Raw genomic sequence first — 16689 nt, 5'->3', positions numbered from 1 at the left:
CCGGTCCTGCCCAGCCCTTGTCCGACCCGTCGTTGGCGTCGCAGACGAGGTACCGCCGGGGCGCTGGCCGACCCCGATCCGTGGCAGGGCTTCCAGCGGCTGGTCGAGACGGTCTGCGAGCTACAACGGGAGGAACGGGGCTTCCCGGCCGCGTTCGTCGCGGCCTTTCCGGACAGCACGCGAGAACACGCGCAGGTACGAGAACAGGCCGAGCGGGACCTCAGGACAGTCTTCCGCTCACGGCCGGTCGCTTCCAGGGACAGCGGCCCAGCAGAGCCTGATCCGAAGCCGCGCCTGCCGGGTGGCCCGCCCGGCCCCGGCCACCCGGCGACCCCGTTCCGCCCGGCCTACTGCCACGGACAGGTCAGACGGCCGCAGGCGCAACGCCCGGCACACGGCCCGCCCGCGAGCAGGCGCGGGGTCAGTCGAGCAGTGCGTCCAGGCCGACGGTGAGGCCGGGGCGGTGGCGCACCGCACGGACGGCCAGCAACACACCGGGCATGAACGACACCCGGTCGTACGAGTCGTGCCGGATGGTCAGCGTCTCGCCGGTGCCGCCGAACAGCACCTCCTGGTGGGCGACGAGCCCGGTGGCGCGAACGGCGTGGACGCGTACCCCGTCGATGTCGGCGCCGCGCGCGCCCGGCACCTCGTCCTTTGTGGCGTCCGGGACCGGACCGAGGCCGGCGTCGGCGCGCGCCTGGGCGATCTTCCGGGCGGTGTGCGTGGCGGTGCCGCTGGGCGCGTCCAGCTTGCCCGGGTGGTGCTGCTCGATGATCTCGACGGACTCGAAGTGACGGGCGGCCCGCGCGGCGAACTGCATCATCAGCACCGCGCCGATGCCGAAGTTGGGGGCGATGACCACGCCCACCCCGGGCTTGTCGGCCAGCCAGCCGCGCACCTGCTCCAGCCGCTGCTCGGTGAAGCCGGTCGTGCCGACCACCGCGCTGATGCCCTGCTCGACGCACCACCGGAGGTTGTCCATGACGACGTCCGGGGTGGTGAAGTCGACTACCACGTCAGCGCCGGAGGCGGCGGAGAGGTCGTCGCCCTGGTCGATGGCCGCGACCAGTTCGAGGTCCTCGGCGGCGTCAACCGCCTTGCAGACCTCGATGCCCATCCGGCCGCGCGCACCACACACGCCGACCCGCAACGACCCGGCCGGGGTCTTCTCCTGCTCGTCAGTCACGGGGCACAACCTATCCCAATCGGGACGCGCCCCTCGGGCCGGATCCGGTGCGCCCACCGGCCGGGACGCCCGACCGGGACGCCCTCGACGCGTCGGACGGCAGACCTCAGACCGTGAAGTCGCCCGCGCCGAACGGGCCGACCACGGCCAGCGACATGGGCCGGCTGAGCAACTCGGCGGCGAGGACGTTGACGTCCTGCACGGTGACCTCGTCGACCCGGCGGAGCAGCTCGTCCACCGGCATCAGGTCGCCGTAGAGCAGCTCACCCTTGGCCAGCCGACTCATCCGGGAACCGGTGTCCTCCAGGCCGAGCACGAACGAGCCCTTGCTCATCCCCTTGCCGCGGGCCACCTCCGCCTCGGTCAACCCGTCGGCGGCCACCCGGGCCAGCTCGGCGCGGGTCAGGGCCAGCACCTCGTCCACCTTGCCCGGCGCGCAGCCGGCGTAGACGGCGAACAGGCCGGTGTCGGCGTACTGGCTGGCGTAGGAGTAGACCGAGTACGCCAGGCCGCGCTGCTCGCGGATCTCCTGGAACAGGCGGCTGGACATGCCACCGCCGAGCACGTTGTTGAGCACCCCGAGGGCGAAGCGCCGATCGTCGAGGCGGTCGATGCCGGGGCAGCCGAGGATGACGTGCGCCTGCTCGGTCTCCTTCGGCTCCACCAGGGTGGTCGCCGGCTTGGTGCGTACCGCCGGGGTGGCCGCGCGGTGCGGCGCCGGGGTGGCCGGCTCGCTGTCCAGCGGGGTGCCCCGCACCGCCTGGCGGACCATCTTCACGACCGTGGCGTGGTCCAGGTTGCCGGCGGCGGCGATGACGATCTGCGGCGCGGCGTAGCGGCCCCGGTAGAAGCTCTGGATCTGCTTGCGGGTCATCGGCGTGACGGTCTCGGCGGTGCCGGAGATCAGCCGACCCAGCGGGTGCTCGCCGTAGACGGCCTGGACGAAGAGGTCGTGCACCTCGTCACCGGGCTCGTCGTCGTGCATGGCGATCTCTTCCAGGATCACGCCACGCTCGGTCTCGACGTCGGCCGGTTCCAACAGCGAGTCGGCGACCAGGTCGCACATCACGTCGATCGCCAGCGGCAGATCCTCGTCCAGCACCCGCGCGTAGTAGCAGGTGTACTCCTTCGTGGTGAACGCGTTCGTCTCACCACCCACCGCCTCGATCTGCGAGGAGATCTCCAACGCGGTGCGCTTGTGGGTGCCCTTGAAGAGCAGGTGCTCGAGGAAGTGCGCGGCACCGGCCTGCGGGCCGGTCTCGTCACGCGAGCCGACCGCCACCCAGACACCGAACGAGACACTGCGCATCGTCGGAATCGCCTCGGTGAGGACGCGCAGGCCGCTGGGCAGCACGGTACGACGTACCGTGCCGCCCAGCGGGTCGTCGCTGAGCGTCCGGGTCACCGCGCGGGCGGCGCCGCCGGAGCGGCCCGCCCCCTTCCCCGGGGACGCGGCCACCCCCCGTCGATCCGGTGGAAACGGCGCACTGAAGGCCCGACTCACGACTTGCTCCCGGTTCGACGAGGGGTGGGTGATGCGAGGTACGACGATCAGCTGTGCCGGGTCCGGCGGCGCGGACGCTCGCCGCCCTCGCCGCCCTCGCCGCCGCCGCCGTTGCCGCCTTCGCCGCCACGCTCGGGGCCACGGCCACCTCGGTCGCCGCCACGCTCACGATCGCCACGGTCACGCGGAGCACGGTCGCCCCGGTCCCGACCAGCCGGCCGGTCGCCAGCGGCGGCCTCACCGGCGGCCGGAGCCTCGGTGCCCTCCGGGCGGACCTTGTCGAGGTAGATCTTGCCGCGGGCGTCGATGTCCGCGATCTCGACCTCGACCCGGTCACCGACGTTGAGGAAGTCCTCAACGCGCTCGACCCGCTTGCCGTCGCCCACCTTGGAGATGTGCAGCAGGCCGTCACGGCCCGGCAGCAGCGAGATGAACGCCCCGAACGCGGCGGTCTTGACCACCGTGCCGAGGAATCGTTCGCCCTGCTTCGGCAGCGTCGGGTTGGCGATGCCGTTGATCCGGTCGACGGCCGCCTGGGCCGACGGGCCGTTGGTGGCGCCGACGTAGATCGTGCCGTCGTCCTCGATGGAGATCTCGGCGCCGGTCTCGTCCTGGATCGCGTTGATGGTCTGCCCCTTCGGGCCGATCACCATGCCGATCTTGTCGACCGGGATCTTGACGGTGGTGACCCGCGGCGCGTAGTCCGACATCTCGGCCGGAGCCTCGATCGCGGCCTTCATGACACCGAGGATGACCTGCCGGGCCTCGTTCGCCTGCTGCAACGCGGCAGCCAGCACGTCCGACGGGATGCCGTTGAGCTTGGTGTCGAGCTGGAGCGCGGTGACGAACTCCGGGGTGCCGGCGACCTTGAAGTCCATGTCACCGAACGCGTCCTCGGCACCGAGGATGTCGGTGAGCGTCACGTACTGGGTCTTGCCGTCCACCTCGTCGGAGATGAGCCCCATCGCGATGCCGGCGACCGGCGCCTTCAGCGGGACACCCGCGGAGAGCAGGCCCAGCGTCGACGCGCAGACCGAACCCATCGAGGTGGAGCCGTTGGAGCCGAGCGCCTCCGACACCTGCCGGATGGCGTACGGGAACTCCTCGCGCGACGGCAGCACCGGGATCAGCGCACGCTCGGCGAGCGCGCCGTGCCCGATCTCGCGACGCTTCGGCGAGCCGACCCGGCCGGTCTCACCGGTCGAGTACGGCGGGAAGTTGTAGTTGTGCATGTAGCGCTTGCGGTTCTCGGGGGACAATGTGTCCACCATCTGCTCCATGCGGAGCATGTTCAGCGTGGTGACGCCCAGGATCTGGGTCTCGCCCCGCTCGAACAGCGCCGAACCGTGCACCCGGGGCAGCACGCCGACCTCGGCGGTCAGCTCGCGGATGTCGCGCGGGCCCCGGCCGTCCATGCGGACCTGCTCGCGCAGCACGCGGTTGCGGACCTCGGACTTGGTGAGCGACCGGAAGGCGGCGCTGAGCTCCTTCTCCCGACCCTCGAACCGAGCGCCCAGCTCCTCGGCGACGCGGGCCTTGACCCGGTCCAGGGCCTCCTCGCGGTCGGCCTTGCCGGCGATGGTGATCGCCTCGGCGACCTCGCCGCGGGCCAGCTCGGAGACGGCGTCGTACACGTCGTCCTGGTAGTCCAGGAAGACCGGGAACTCGGTGACCGGCTTGGCGGCGACCTCGGCCAGCTCGCTCTGCGCGCGGCACAGCTCACGGATCGCCGGCTTGGCGGCCTCCAGGCCGCTGGCCACGACCTCCTCGGTCGGCGCGGTGGCGCCGGCCGAGATCAGGGCGACCGCGTTCGGGGTGGCCTCCGCCTCGACCATCATGATCGCGACGTCGCCGTCCTCGAGGGTGCGGCCGGCCACGACCATGTCGAAGGTGGCGCGGGCCAGCTCCTCCAGGGTCGGGAAGGCAACCCACTGGCCGTCGATGTGGGCGACGCGGGTCGCACCGATCGGGCCGGAGAAGGGCAGGCCGGACAGCTTGGTCGACATCGAGGCGGCGTTGATCGCCACGACGTCGTACGGGTGCTGCGGGTCGAGCGCGAGGATGGTCTCGACGACCTGGACCTCGTTGCGCAGGCCCTTCACGAACGACGGGCGCAGCGGCCGGTCGATCAGGCGGCAGGTGAGGATCGCGTCCTCGCTGGGCCGACCCTCACGGCGGAAGAACGAGCCGGGAATACGGCCCGCGGCGTACATCCGCTCCTCGACGTCGACGGTCAGCGGGAAGAAGTCGAACTGCTCCTTCGGGTGCTTACCGGCGGTGGTGGCGGAGAGAACGACCGTCTCGCCCAGCTGGGCGATGACGGAACCGGCGGCCTGGCGAGCCAGCCGGCCGGTGGAGAAGGTGATCTCGCGGGTGCCGAAGGACCCGTTGTCGATCACGGCGGTGCGGGATTCGGTGCCGAGTTTGGTCTCGGTCATGTGCTGTCGTGCTCCTTCGCGTCGTGGGCCCACGACATCGGGGAGCTGCTCAGCCGGCCGGTCTTCGATCGAAGCGCCCGGGGGCCGGCTTGATGCCGGGGTTCCCGGGGGCCACTACCGGAGACCGGTACGCTGACCGGCTCCCTCTCGGGTGGTCGCGCGGCCCGTGTTTCTTCAGGTGGGACGCCGTACGGGGGAGCAGCTGGTCAGCCACTCCCCCGTCACGTCACCGGCGCAGGCCGAGCCGCTCGATGAGCGACCGGTAGCGGGCAATGTCCTTCTTCTGGACGTAGTTGAGCAGCCGACGGCGACGGCCGACCAGCAGCAGCAGCCCACGGCGGCTGTGGTGGTCGTGCTTGTGCACCTTCAGGTGCTCGGTCAGCTCGGCGATCCGCTTGGTGAGGACCGCGACCTGAACCTCCGGCGAACCGGTGTCGCCCTCGGCGGTCGCGTACTCCGCGCGGATGCTGGCCTTGGCTTCCTGGTCGAGCGCCATGTTCTCCCTGTTTCGATGGGTTGATCAAGTAGGTGTCCGTCGTCCCGATGGACCGGGAACGGACCGGTTCCTCGCACCCGCGGCGTCGAGCAGGCACGCGAGGCCCCACGCCGGTCTCCCGACGTCTGGGCAAGACTACCAGCACTCGCCGGTAACACCCGGCGAAGGGCTCGGCGGCGCAGCCCACGGCGCTCAGGCGAGCGCGCGCCGGGTGCGTTCGACGTCCTGGTTCATCTGGGCGATCAACGGCTCGATCGAGTCGTACCGGATCTGACCGCGCAGGTGCGCCACGAAGTCCAGGGCCAGCCGCTCGCCGTACAGGTCGCCGGTGAAGTCCAGCGCGTAGGCCTCGACCCGCCGCTCCCGCCCGGAGAACGTCGGGTTGGTGCCCACCGACACCGCCGCCATCAGCGGCTCGTGCTGGCCGCGACGGATCAACCGGGCCGCGTACACCCCGTCGGCCGGGACCGCCGCGTACCGGTGGCAGAGCAGGTTGGCGGTGGGAAAGCCCAGCTCCCGCCCCCGCTGGTCGCCGCGGACCACCACACCTTCCAACCGGTGGGGGCGGCCGAGCGCGGCGGCGGCCGCGCCGACGTCGCCCGCGTCGACGCAGGAGCGGATGTACGTGGAGGAGAAGACGGTGCCGTCCTCGGCGACCAGCGGGCTGCCCTCCACCCCGAAGCCGAAGGTCTGCCCGAGCCGTTCCAGCAGCGCCACGTCGCCGGCCGCCCGGTGCCCGAACCGGAAGTTGCTGCCGACCACCACCAGCGCGCCGTGCAGGTGCTCGACCAGGACGTCGTGCACGAACTGTTCGGCCGGCAGCCGGGAGAACTCCGGTGTGAACGGCACCACACAGAGCACGTCCACGCCGAGCTGCTCGATCAGTTCCGCCTTGCGGGCCGGCTCACTGAGCACCGCCGGATGCGACCCGGGGCGGACCACCTCGGCCGGGTGCGGGTCGAAGGTGACCACCACCGACTGCACGCCCAACTCCCGGGCGCGGGCCACCGTGTGCCCGATGGTCGCCTGGTGCCCCTTGTGCACGCCGTCGAAGACGCCGATGGTGACGACCGAGCGTCCCCACCCACCGGGCGCCGCGTCGTACCCCCGCCACCGCTGCATGCCGTTCCCTCCTGCTGTCCCGCCGTCCGGCGGGTCGACACCGCCGGCCACGGGGCCGGCGGACCTGCGCCCCGCCGTCAGGCCGGGGCGAGCACGATCTCCGCGCGGGCCCGCCCGTCCCGCTCGCTGACGATAGCGATCAGACCGCCGGCCGGCCCGAAGACGGCGTACGGCCCGGTGAGGCCGGCCGGGTCCAGCGGCCCACCGTGGGCGAGCACCCGAGCCTCGTCGGGCGTGGCCTCGCGACGCGGGAAGAACCGGTCGGCCGCCGCGGCCAACGGCAGGTTCACCACGTCCGGGGCGCGCTGCTCCAACTGGTCGAGAGTCGCCGCCTCGGCGAGGGTGAAGCCACCCACCGCGGTCCGGCGCAGGGCCGTCAGGTGCCCACCGACGCCGAGCGCCAGGCCCGCGTCCCGGGCGATGGCCCGGATGTACGTGCCGGAGGAGCAGGTCACGTCGACATCCACGTCCACGACGTCGGGCTCGGTGCGGCGGACCGCCAGCACCTCCAACCGGGAGATGGTGACCCGCCGCGCCGGCAACTCGACGCTCTCGCCCTCGCGGACCCGCTTGTACGCCCGCTGCCCGTCGATCTTGATGGCACTGACCGCGCTCGGCACCTGGTCGACCTCACCGCTCAGCGCGCCCAGCGCCGACCGGATCGCGTCGTCGGTGACCTCACCGGCTGGCGCGGTGGAGATCACGTCGCCCTCGGCGTCGTCGGTGACCGTGGCCTGACCGAGCCGGATGGTGCCGGTGTAGCTCTTGCCCGCGCCGATCACGTAGGTCAGCAGCCGGGTGGCCCGGCCCACTCCGATCACCAGTACACCGGTGGCCATCGGGTCGAGGGTGCCACCGTGCCCGACCCGTCGGGTCTTCGCCAGCCGGCGAATCCGCGCCACCACGTCGTGCGACGTCATGCCGCCGGGCTTGTCGACCACGATCAGACCATCGGTGCTCACGTCGGCCAAGCCTGCCAGACCGCCAGACGGCGACAGTCGTCGCGGGGTGGCTCTCGGCCAGCCGCCACACGCCGCTGGCTCGATCGCCGAGGGGACACCACGACGTCACGGCGGATGCGAAGATCACTCGCCCACTCCCGTCGAGCCAGGACGACAGATGACCAGAGAAGAGCCCGTCACCCCGGCCCGCGACCCGGATGCCGCCGAATCTGAACCACTGCGAGTGGCGGACTGGCTGCGCGAGCCGGTGACCGAGCGCGCGCTGACCAGGGTGGAACGGCTGCGGCTGGGGTGGGAGCAGCACGCCGGAAAGGTGCTCGCCGGGACCGCCGCGCTTGTCGCGCTGACGCTTGTCACGGTGCTGGCCTGGCAGGGCATCAACCTGGCGCGGGCCGAGTCGAACTCCCGGCCGGTCGACGGGAACGGCAACGCCCTCGGCCCGTTCGCCGGCACTCCGGCGGAGACGTTCGCCGTGGGCGAGGCGGGAATCACCCTCCCGACAGCCCGGGCCGCCGCGCCGTTCACCGCCCAGCAGGTCGCGGACGCGCTGACGAAGGTCAAGCAGGCGTTGATCCACGGTCGACTCGACCCGTCCATGCTCGCTGGCGACCCCGCGAAGTTCGCCGCCCTGCTGGCACCGGACCTTCGGTACCAGATCGACAAGGACTTCGCGGCCGGCGACAACCTGGACTACGCCACCCGCATCGACCCCACCGCCGACCCGCGGTTCGACCCCGCGGCGGGCATCCGCGTCAGTGGCACCATGGGGTACCGGTCGACCACCGACGACGGCGTCCGGAACCTGGAGATCACCACCCGGTTCCTGTGGGTGTACCCCTTCGCCCTGCCCCGACCGCAGGCACATTCGCCCGGCACCGGACTCGTCACCCTCCGGGACGAAGTGGTCTGGCAGGTGCCGCACCCGGACGACGTCCTGGCCAGCTCGGCCGGCCTGTGGTTGGCAAGCACCGACGTCAACGTGCTCAACGCGACCTGCGCCGCGATCCTGCGGGGAATGATTGACCTGGAGATCGGGTTCGCACAGGGCCTGCCAGCGGGATCGACCAGAGACATCTACGACCCGCGCTGGAGTTTCGACGACGCAGAGATCTGCTAACCCCACCCCCGCTCTCCGCGATCTTGCAGTTACTGTCCCGGCATAAGGCACCAACCACCGCATATCGGCGACAGAAACTGCAAGATCGGCGTGCACGTTGGGGTCAGCGGATTGCGCCGGTCACCGCCCAGGTGTCGTTGCGCAGGCGCAGCAGCAGGGCGACCAGGCGGATCGCCACGAACAGGGTGAGCCCGGCCCAGATGCCGCCCAGCCCGAGGTGGAGCACGTAGGCCAGCCAGATGGCCGGCAGGAAGCCGCCGAGCGCCGCCACGATGGTGAGATTGCGCAGGTAACGCACGTCGCCCGCGCCGATCAGCACGCCGTCGAGGGCGAACACCACCCCGGCCAGCGGCAGCATGGCGACGAACCACGGCCAGGCCACCATGGCCTGGTCGCGTACCCCCTCGTCGGAGCTGAACCACGACGGCACGACGCCGGCGCCCGCGGCGACGACAAGCGCGAAGGCGACGCCGCAGACGCCGCCGAGCAGCCCGATCCGGCGGGCGAGCGCGCGGGCGCCCACGTCGTCGCCGGCGCCGAGCGCGGCACCGACCAGGGACTGCGCGGCGATCGCGAGGGCGTCGAGCACCAGCGCGGTGAAGAACCAGAGTTGCAGGGCGATCTGGTGGGCACCGACGGCGGCGGCGCCGAAGCGGGCGGCGACGGCCGTCGCGGAGAGGAAGCTGGCCTGGAACGCCAGCCCTCGGATGAGCAGGTCGCGGCTGAGCACCAACTGCTGGCGGATCACCCGGGGCCGGGGCCGCAGCGACACCCGCTCGGCGAACAGCGCCGCGGCGAACAGCGCCCCGCAGAGCGTCTGCGCGACGACGTTCGCCACCGCCGAACCGACCAGGCCCAGGCCGCCGGGGTAGACGAGCAGCGGGCAGAGCAGCGCGGAGAGCAGGTTGGGGCCGAGCACGAAGAACAACGGGCGGCGAGTGTCCTGCACGCCGCGCAGCCAGCCGTTGCCGGCGGCGGCAAGCAGCAGGCCGGGGGCGCCGAGGGCCGCGATCCGCAGCCAGTGAGCGGCGGCGTCGGCCACGTCGCCAGGTCCACCGGCGAGGGTACGCGCGAGCGCACCTCCGCCGACCTGCATGCCGATCGCGATCAGCAGACCGACCCCGAACGCCAGCCAGGACGACTGGACTCCCTCGGCCACCGCGGCGGCCCGGTCACCCGCGCCGAAGCGGCGGGCCGCCCGCCCGGTGGTGCCGTACGCGACAACGGTGCCGACCCACGCGGTGAGCGTCATCACCGTGCCACCGACGGCGAGCGCGGCGAGCGGCACCCGGCCGAGGTGCCCGACCACCGCCGTGTCGACGAGCACGTAGAGCGGCTCGGCGGCGAGCACCACGAGGGCCGGCAGGGCGAGGCTGGCGATCCGCCGCGGCGAGGCGGTTCGGTGGGTGGCGGTGGCGATCTGGTTCATCGCCGCCGATCCTGGCACGAGCGCGGTAAGGATCGCAATCCCGCCGCGGGCTTACACCGCTCCAATGGTGTGCCACGGAGTGTGCAGCCGCCCCGGTCGCGCCGATCCACCCGTCCTCGGGGCCGCCTCGCCGCCGGAAGCGACGCCGAGCGTCACCGCCGGACGAGTTGACTCACTGACGGGTGTCCATCGAGGTCTGCAGCGCGCGGCGGGCCTGCTCGCGGGCGTCGTCGGTGGTCTCGGGCGTGGGCTTGTTCGGCATGGTGGTGGTCCTTCCAGGGAGCGAGCCACCGACACGCGGCGGCCCTCGCGGGCGATCGTGCTGCGCGCCCCACGGCGGTCCGGGATTACCGGAGCAGCCGACTGGGCGGCGTGAGCCCGGGTCGATCCGACCCTGGAGGGAGGCAGCACGAGGTGTGGCGCCACCACCCATGACCTGCACCGCCACGCGGCGCCCGGCCTTCTCCCAAGTTATCGTTCAGGTCCATATGCTGCTCTCGGTTCCCGCCATGTGGACAAGCGGCGACCCGGCTCAGCGGGCCAGGAAGTGCCAGCCCAGCCACCACCAGAACCCGAACAGACCGATCCGGCCCACCGGCACCGAGCCGACCTCGTAGCGCATCACGTACGCGCAGACCTCGCCCAGGGTGGGGATCCGGGAACCCTCCCGCCGGGCCATCCACTCGACCACCGCGAAGAGCACCAACGCGGTGAGGAAACCGCCGATGGCGAACGCCCGCATCATCGACGCACCAGCCCCCAGAAGGCGGCCAGCCAGGCGAACCACACCGCCGACCGGGTCAGATGATCCTCCAGGAGAGGATCGGCCAGCCGGGAGAAGGTGGGGAAGTCGTCACCGGCGGCCAGCACGAAGGTCACGCCCTCGAAGACCCCGAAGACCACCACCGGCACCGCCCACCAGACCGCTCCCGAGCCCAGCCGGCGCGGTGCCGGTCGGCGAGGCACCCGATTGCTCAGACCGAGCCAGATCAGCACCCCGCCGGTGCCAATGGTGAACAGATTCGCCTCGGTGGAGAACGACGCGAACCGACCACCGACGAGCGACAGGCAGACGAGGACGGGAACGGAGACGGCGGGCCGGTCCCAGGCACGGGGGGCCTCCACGGTGAGGTCGTGCGGCTGCTCCATCCCGCAATTCTTCCCGGTCTCACCGAGCGCGGGAAGACCGACACTCCCCGGAGTTGACCCTGATCCTTCCGGACCGGGCGATCGATGACGGCGATCGTCGCCGTCAGGCTCCGGGGTGGAGCAACGCCGCGTCCAGTTGGCCGCGGATCGACTCGATGACCTGCTCGACGGTGCCCCGACCGGTGAACCCCGCCGCGAACCGGTGGCCACCACCGCCCAGCGCCACCGCGACCCGGCTGACGTCCACCGCGCCCTTGCTGCGCATCGACACCGCCCACTCGTCGGGCGTGGTCTGCTTGACCACACAGCTCACATCCGCCTCGGCCGTGCAGCGCACCGAGTCGATCAGCGCCTCCAGGACGTACGGCCGCTGGTCGTGCCGGGCCAGATCCCCAAGCGTGGCGAAGGTCCAGACGAACCCCCGGCCGCCGGCGGCCGCCGGCTCCAGCCGCGCCCGGCCGAGCACCTCACCGAAGAGACGCACCGCACCGAAGGGCCGGGTGTCGAAGACCCGGCGGGAGATGTCTCCGGGCGAGATGCCGGTGGCCAGCAACCGGGCAGCCATCTGGTGCACCGCCGGGGTGGTCGCCGCGAACCGGAACGAGCCGGTGTCCGTGGTCAGCGCCACGTAGAGGCACTCCGCGATGGCCGGATCCACCACGACCCCGAGCCGGGTCAGCAGTTGCTCCGCCACCACCGACGTCGCCGCGGCGCTCGGGTCCACGAGGTTGACGGTGCCGAAGCCCTGGTTCGAGGCGTGGTGATCGAGCACCAGCGCCGCCCCCGCCGACGACAACCGCCCGGCCAGCTCACCGAGGCGCGACTCGCTCGCCGCGTCGAAGCAGATCACCAGGTCCGGTGCCGGGTCGGCGGCGTCCGCCGGGACCAACAGGTCCAAGCCGGGCAGCCCCCGGAACGGTTCGGGCACCTCCGGCGGCCCGGGAAAGGTCGCCTGCACCTCGCGGAGGCCGATCTGCCGCAGGCCCAGCCCGAAGCCGAGCATGCTGCCCAGCGCGTCACCGTCCGGGTTGATGTGGCAGATCAGCAGCACCCGGCCACCCGGCGGGACAGCCCGCACCAGCGCCTCGGCCGCAGCCCAGTCCATCTCGGCCGGGCCGACCCCGGCCGCCCCGGCGAGCGGGACGCTGGCGGTGCTGGTCACCGCGTTTCCCTACCCCGCGCGGTCTCCTCCACGTCGGTGGCCGCATCGGCCTCGTCCGCGTCGTCGCCCTCATCGGTCTCGTCGTCGACCCGGTACGGCTGCGCCTCACCCGCGTACTTCGCCTGGGCGGCCAGCCGCTGCACCTCGGCGTCGGCGTTACGGGCGGCGGCGAGCAGGTCGTCGATGTGCTTGACCTGATCCTGCACGTCGTCGAGGACGAACGTGAGGGTCGGCGAGTGACGCAGCCCAAGGGCCTTGCCGACCGTGCTGCGTAGCAGCCCCTTCGCGCTCTCCAGCGCCGCGGCGGTGTCCGCCTGGGCCACCGCGTCACCGAGCACGGTGTAGAAGACCGTCGCGTCGCGCAGGTCCGCGGTGATCCGGGCGTCGGTGATGGTGATCATCCCGAGCCGCGGGTCCTTGATCTGGCTCCGCACCACCGACGCGACCAGCTCACGCACCCGTTCCGCGTGCCGGCGTACCTTGGCCGGATCAGACATCTCGCCACCTCCACGGCGTCCTGCTCCCGGTCGACCCGGCGACCCGGGGGTCGCCGGCCGACCGGCCAACATCTCGAACACTACCTTCGCGGCCGCACCGGTCGCCCGGCACAGCCGGCTCCGGGGTCAGTCGTCGTCCACGCCGTACAGCCGGCGCCGAACGGACAGCAACTCGACCTCGGGGCGACCGGCCACCAGGCGCTCACAGGAGTCGAGCACCTCGCGGACGTGCGCCGTCTCGGCGGCCACCACGGCCACCGCGAGCTGCGCTCGACCGTGCAGGTCGAGCGCACCCACCTCGGCGGCCGACACCTCGAAGCGGCGCAACGCCGCCACGATCGGCCGTACATATGATCTCTTGGCTTTGAGCGACCGGGAGTCGCCCGGCAGCAGCAGGTCGAAGACCGCGGTTCCGGTGAACATCGCCCCGGACGATACCGCCAAACCACCCCGCATGATCAAGGGGTTTACGCCGAACGGCGTAAACCCCTTGATCAGCGTGTCACTGCCGGATCAGGCGCGAACCTTCTCCCGCATCTCGAAGGTCTCGATGACGTCGCCGACCTGGACGTTGTTGTAACCACCCAGGGTCAGACCACACTCGAAGCCCTCGCGGACCTCGGTGGCGTCGTCCTTGAACCGCTTGAGGGAGCTGATCGTGAGGTTGTCCGCCACGACCGCCCCGTCTCGCAGCAGGCGCGCCTTGGCGTTGCGCCGAAGGACACCGGCCCGGACGATGCAACCGGAGATGTTGCCGATCTTGGACGAGCGGAAGACGTCGCGGATCTCCGCGCTGCCCAGCTCGACCTCCTCGTACTCCGGCTTGAGCAGGCCCTTGAGCGCTGCCTCGATCTCCTCGATGGCCTGGTAGATGACGGTGTAATACCGGATCTCCACACCCTCGCGGTCGGCCATCTCGCGGACCTTGTTGGAGGCCCGCACGTTGAAGCCGATGATCGTGACCGGCTCGGACGAGGCACTCGCGAGCATGACGTTGCTCTCGGTGATCGCGCCCACGCCCCGGTCGAGGACCTTGAGCTGGACCTCCTCGGGGATGTCCAGGTTGAACAGCGCGTCCTCCAGGGCCTCCACCGAACCGGAGACATCGCCCTTGAGGATGAGGTTGAGCGAGGTCTTCTCGCCCTCCTTGAGCTGCTCCATGAGCGTCTCAAGGGTGGCCCGACCACGGGAGTTGGCGAAGGACGCCGCCCGCCGCCGTGCCTGCCGCTGCTCGGCGATCTGCCGCACCGTGCGGTCGTCCGCCGCGGCGAGGAACGTGTCGCCCGCGCCGGGAGGCGCGGTCAGACCCAGCACCATGACCGGACGCGCCGGCCCAGCCTCGGTGAGCTGGTTGCCGTTCTCGTCGAGCATGGCCCGGACCCGGCCGTGCGCCCCACCGGCGACGATCGAGTCGCCGGCCCGCAGGGTGCCCTTCTGCACCAGCACCGTCGCCACCGCACCGCGACCCTTGTCCAGGTGCGCCTCGATGGCCACACCCTGCGCCGGCCCGTCGATCGGAGCGGTCAGCTCCAGCGACGCGTCGGCGGTCAGCAGGACAGCCTCGAGCAACTCCTCGATGCCGATGCCCGGCTTGGCGGCCACGTTGACGAACATGGTCTCGCCGCCGTACTCCTCGGCGACCAGGCCGTACTCGGTCAGCTGCTGGCGGACCTTGTCCGGGTTGGCGTCCGGCTTGTCGACCTTGTTGACCGCGACCACGATCGGCACGTCGGCCGCCTTGGCGTGGTTCAACGCCTCGATCGTCTGCGGCATCACACCGTCGTCGGCCGCGACGACCAGGATCACGATGTCCGTGACCTGGGCACCACGAGCACGCATGGCGGTGAACGCCTCGTGACCCGGGGTGTCGATGAAGGTGACCGCCCGGTCCTCGCCCTCGTGCGGGACGTGGACCTGGTACGCACCGATGTGCTGGGTGATGCCACCCGCCTCACCGGCCACGACGTTCGCCTTGCGGATCGCGTCGAGCAGCTTGGTCTTACCGTGGTCGACGTGACCCATGACGGTCACCACCGGCGCACGGCTGACCAGACGCTCCTCGGCCACCTCCGCGTCGAGGTCGATGTTGAACTGCGCGAGCAGCTCGCGGTCCTCGTCCTCCGGGCTGACGATCTGGATGTCGAAGCCCAGGTGCTCACCCAGCAGGTGCAGGGTGTCGTCAGAACAGGACTGGGTCGCGGTGACCATCTCGCCCAGGTTGAACATCTCCTGGACCAGCGAACCCGGGTTGGCGTTGATCTTGTCAGCGAAGTCCGACAGCGAGGCGCCACGGGAGAGCCTGACGATCTGACCCTGACCCCGGGGAGCACCCGAACTCATGGTCGGAGCCGACAGGTTGTCGAACTCCTGTCTGCGCTGCTTCTTGGACTTGCGACCGCGCGTCGGCCGGCCACCCGGACGCCCGAAGGCACCCGCGGCACCGCCGCCACGACCACGACCACCCGCACCCGGACGACCGCCGCCACCGGAGGGAGCACCCGGACGGAAACCGCCACCGGGAGCACCGCCACCGCCGCCGGGACCGCCACGGTAGCCACCGCCACCGCCGGCACCCGCGCCGCCACCAGGGCCACCGCGGTAACCGCCACCGCCGCCGGCGCCACCGCCGGGACCGCCACGGAAGCCACCGCCACCGCCACCACCGGGACGACCAGCGCCACCGCCACCGGGGCGACCAGCGCCACCGGGACCGGGACGACCGGCAGCCGGACGCTGGCTCGGCATGGAAGCCGGGCTGGGCCGCGGAGGCATGGAGTTGGGGCTCGGCCGCGGCGGCATGCCCGCCGGGCTGTTGGGCCGGGGACCACCCGCACCGGCGGCCGGGGGCCGCTGCTGCTGGCCACCCTGGATGCCGAACGGGTTGTTACCGGCGCCGCGCGCCGGTGGGCGACCACCGGGACGCGCACCCGGACCCGGAGCCGGCGTGCTCGGACGAGCAGCCGGCGAACCCGGACGGGGCGGCATCGCGGCGGGACCCGGCCGAGGACCGGGACGGTTGCCGCCGTCGGCCGGAGGCTCCCGGCGAACGGGGTTGTCCCGCTGCTGCTGGCGGGCGGCCTGTGCGGCCTTGACCGCGGCCTCCTGCTCAGCCTTCAGCGCGGCGGCACGCGCCTCGGCGGCCGCCACCTCGATGTCGTGGGCACTCGCCGGCTTGGCGACCGGAGCCGCCGGCTGCGGCGCACCAGGCACCGGACCCTTCGGCTTCGGGCCGGGTGCCGGCGCGGTCGGCCGCCGAGGCGGCATCGGCTTGGCCGAGACCCGGGGCGCGCCCGGGGTCGGGGCCGTCGTCGGGGTCGGGTTGGAAGCCTGCGTCGACGCGGGCGCCGACGGGGCGGCGGCCGGTGCCGGAGCACCGGCGGACGCGACGAATGCGTTACGCAGCCGCCGGGCGACGGGCGCCTCGACGGTGCTGGACGCGGACTTCACGAACTCGCCCATTTCCTTCAGCTTGGCGAGAACGGTCTTACTCTCGACCCCGAGCTCTTTTGCAAGCTCGTGTACGCGGGCCTTGCCTGCCACTGCACTCCTCACTCCGAGGTCGTGCGGGCAGCACCCGCAGCGACCTCACTCGTGCACTTGAAGCCTGGTCATTTCAGGGACTTC

14 protein-coding genes are annotated in these 16689 nt (G+C 71.8%); 1 reads left to right on the top strand and 13 read right to left on the bottom strand.

The window, feature by feature from the left end:
* Positions 1 to 421 precede the first annotated feature (421 nt).
* The 6 genes from dapB to truB form a co-directional block, all read right to left on the bottom strand.
* On the bottom strand, positions 422 to 1189 hold the full coding sequence (gene dapB / locus ACFYPM_RS23030) for a 4-hydroxy-tetrahydrodipicolinate reductase (protein WP_387200380.1): 768 nt from the start codon (positions 1187 to 1189) through the stop codon (positions 422 to 424).
* A gap of 106 nt (positions 1190 to 1295) precedes the next feature.
* Positions 1296 to 2693, bottom strand: coding sequence for a M16 family metallopeptidase (locus ACFYPM_RS23025; RefSeq protein ID WP_387200377.1), 1398 nt, complete (start codon positions 2691 to 2693; stop codon positions 1296 to 1298).
* Between the two features lie 47 nt (positions 2694 to 2740).
* Entirely contained in the window at positions 2741 to 5131 is a 2391-nt protein-coding gene (locus tag ACFYPM_RS23020) for a polyribonucleotide nucleotidyltransferase (RefSeq protein WP_387200374.1), read from the bottom strand.
* Between the two features lie 226 nt (positions 5132 to 5357).
* Positions 5358 to 5627 (bottom strand): 30S ribosomal protein S15, encoded by a 270-nt coding sequence (gene rpsO, locus ACFYPM_RS23015; protein ID WP_030337594.1) that lies wholly within the window; start codon positions 5625 to 5627, stop codon positions 5358 to 5360.
* Positions 5628 to 5819: 192 nt separating this feature from the next.
* Complete coding sequence (locus ACFYPM_RS23010; protein WP_387200371.1) at positions 5820 to 6749, bottom strand: bifunctional riboflavin kinase/FAD synthetase; 930 nt, start codon at positions 6747 to 6749, stop codon at positions 5820 to 5822.
* Positions 6750 to 6826: 77 nt separating this feature from the next.
* Complete coding sequence (truB, locus tag ACFYPM_RS23005; protein ID WP_387200369.1) at positions 6827 to 7711, bottom strand: tRNA pseudouridine(55) synthase TruB; 885 nt, start codon at positions 7709 to 7711, stop codon at positions 6827 to 6829.
* Positions 7712 to 7868: 157 nt separating this feature from the next.
* On the opposite strand from truB, the gene ACFYPM_RS23000 reads away from it, so the two are divergent.
* Complete coding sequence (locus tag ACFYPM_RS23000; protein ID WP_387200366.1) at positions 7869 to 8828, top strand: hypothetical protein; 960 nt, start codon at positions 7869 to 7871, stop codon at positions 8826 to 8828.
* Between the two features lie 103 nt (positions 8829 to 8931).
* Here the strand turns inward: ACFYPM_RS23000 and ACFYPM_RS22995 are convergent, their stop codons facing one another.
* The 7 genes from ACFYPM_RS22995 to infB all read right to left on the bottom strand — a co-directional run bounded on the left by ACFYPM_RS22995 (position 8932) and on the right by infB (position 16605).
* Positions 8932 to 10257, bottom strand: a complete 1326-nt coding sequence (locus ACFYPM_RS22995; protein ID WP_387200363.1) for an MATE family efflux transporter — start codon at positions 10255 to 10257, stop codon at positions 8932 to 8934.
* Positions 10258 to 10789: 532 nt separating this feature from the next.
* Positions 10790 to 10999 (bottom strand): DUF6186 family protein, encoded by a 210-nt coding sequence (locus ACFYPM_RS22990; protein ID WP_357248036.1) that lies wholly within the window; start codon positions 10997 to 10999, stop codon positions 10790 to 10792.
* The gene (locus tag ACFYPM_RS22985; RefSeq protein WP_357247302.1) at positions 10999 to 11406 is read right to left on the bottom strand and encodes a hypothetical protein; all 408 of its coding nucleotides are present in this window, start codon (positions 11404 to 11406) and stop codon (positions 10999 to 11001) included. Before ACFYPM_RS22985 ends, ACFYPM_RS22990 begins: the two co-directional genes overlap by 1 nt.
* Positions 11407 to 11509: 103 nt before the next feature.
* On the bottom strand, positions 11510 to 12511 hold the full coding sequence (locus tag ACFYPM_RS22980) for a bifunctional oligoribonuclease/PAP phosphatase NrnA (protein ID WP_387200752.1): 1002 nt from the start codon (positions 12509 to 12511) through the stop codon (positions 11510 to 11512).
* 53 nt (positions 12512 to 12564) lie between these two features.
* Entirely contained in the window at positions 12565 to 13065 is a 501-nt protein-coding gene (gene rbfA, locus ACFYPM_RS22975) for a 30S ribosome-binding factor RbfA (protein ID WP_387200360.1), read from the bottom strand.
* 126 nt (positions 13066 to 13191) lie between these two features.
* Positions 13192 to 13488, bottom strand: a complete 297-nt coding sequence (locus ACFYPM_RS22970) for a DUF503 domain-containing protein (RefSeq protein WP_030489481.1) — start codon at positions 13486 to 13488, stop codon at positions 13192 to 13194.
* A 90-nt stretch (positions 13489 to 13578) separates the two neighbouring features.
* Positions 13579 to 16605, bottom strand: a complete 3027-nt coding sequence (gene infB, locus ACFYPM_RS22965; RefSeq protein ID WP_387200357.1) for a translation initiation factor IF-2 — start codon at positions 16603 to 16605, stop codon at positions 13579 to 13581.
* Between the last annotated feature and the right edge of the window lie 84 nt (positions 16606 to 16689).

This window comes from Micromonospora sp. NPDC005203 (assembly GCF_042872705.1).
Taxonomy (GTDB): Bacteria; Actinomycetota; Actinomycetes; order Mycobacteriales; family Micromonosporaceae; genus Micromonospora.
This window is presented reverse-complemented; position numbering and strand designations above follow the sequence as displayed.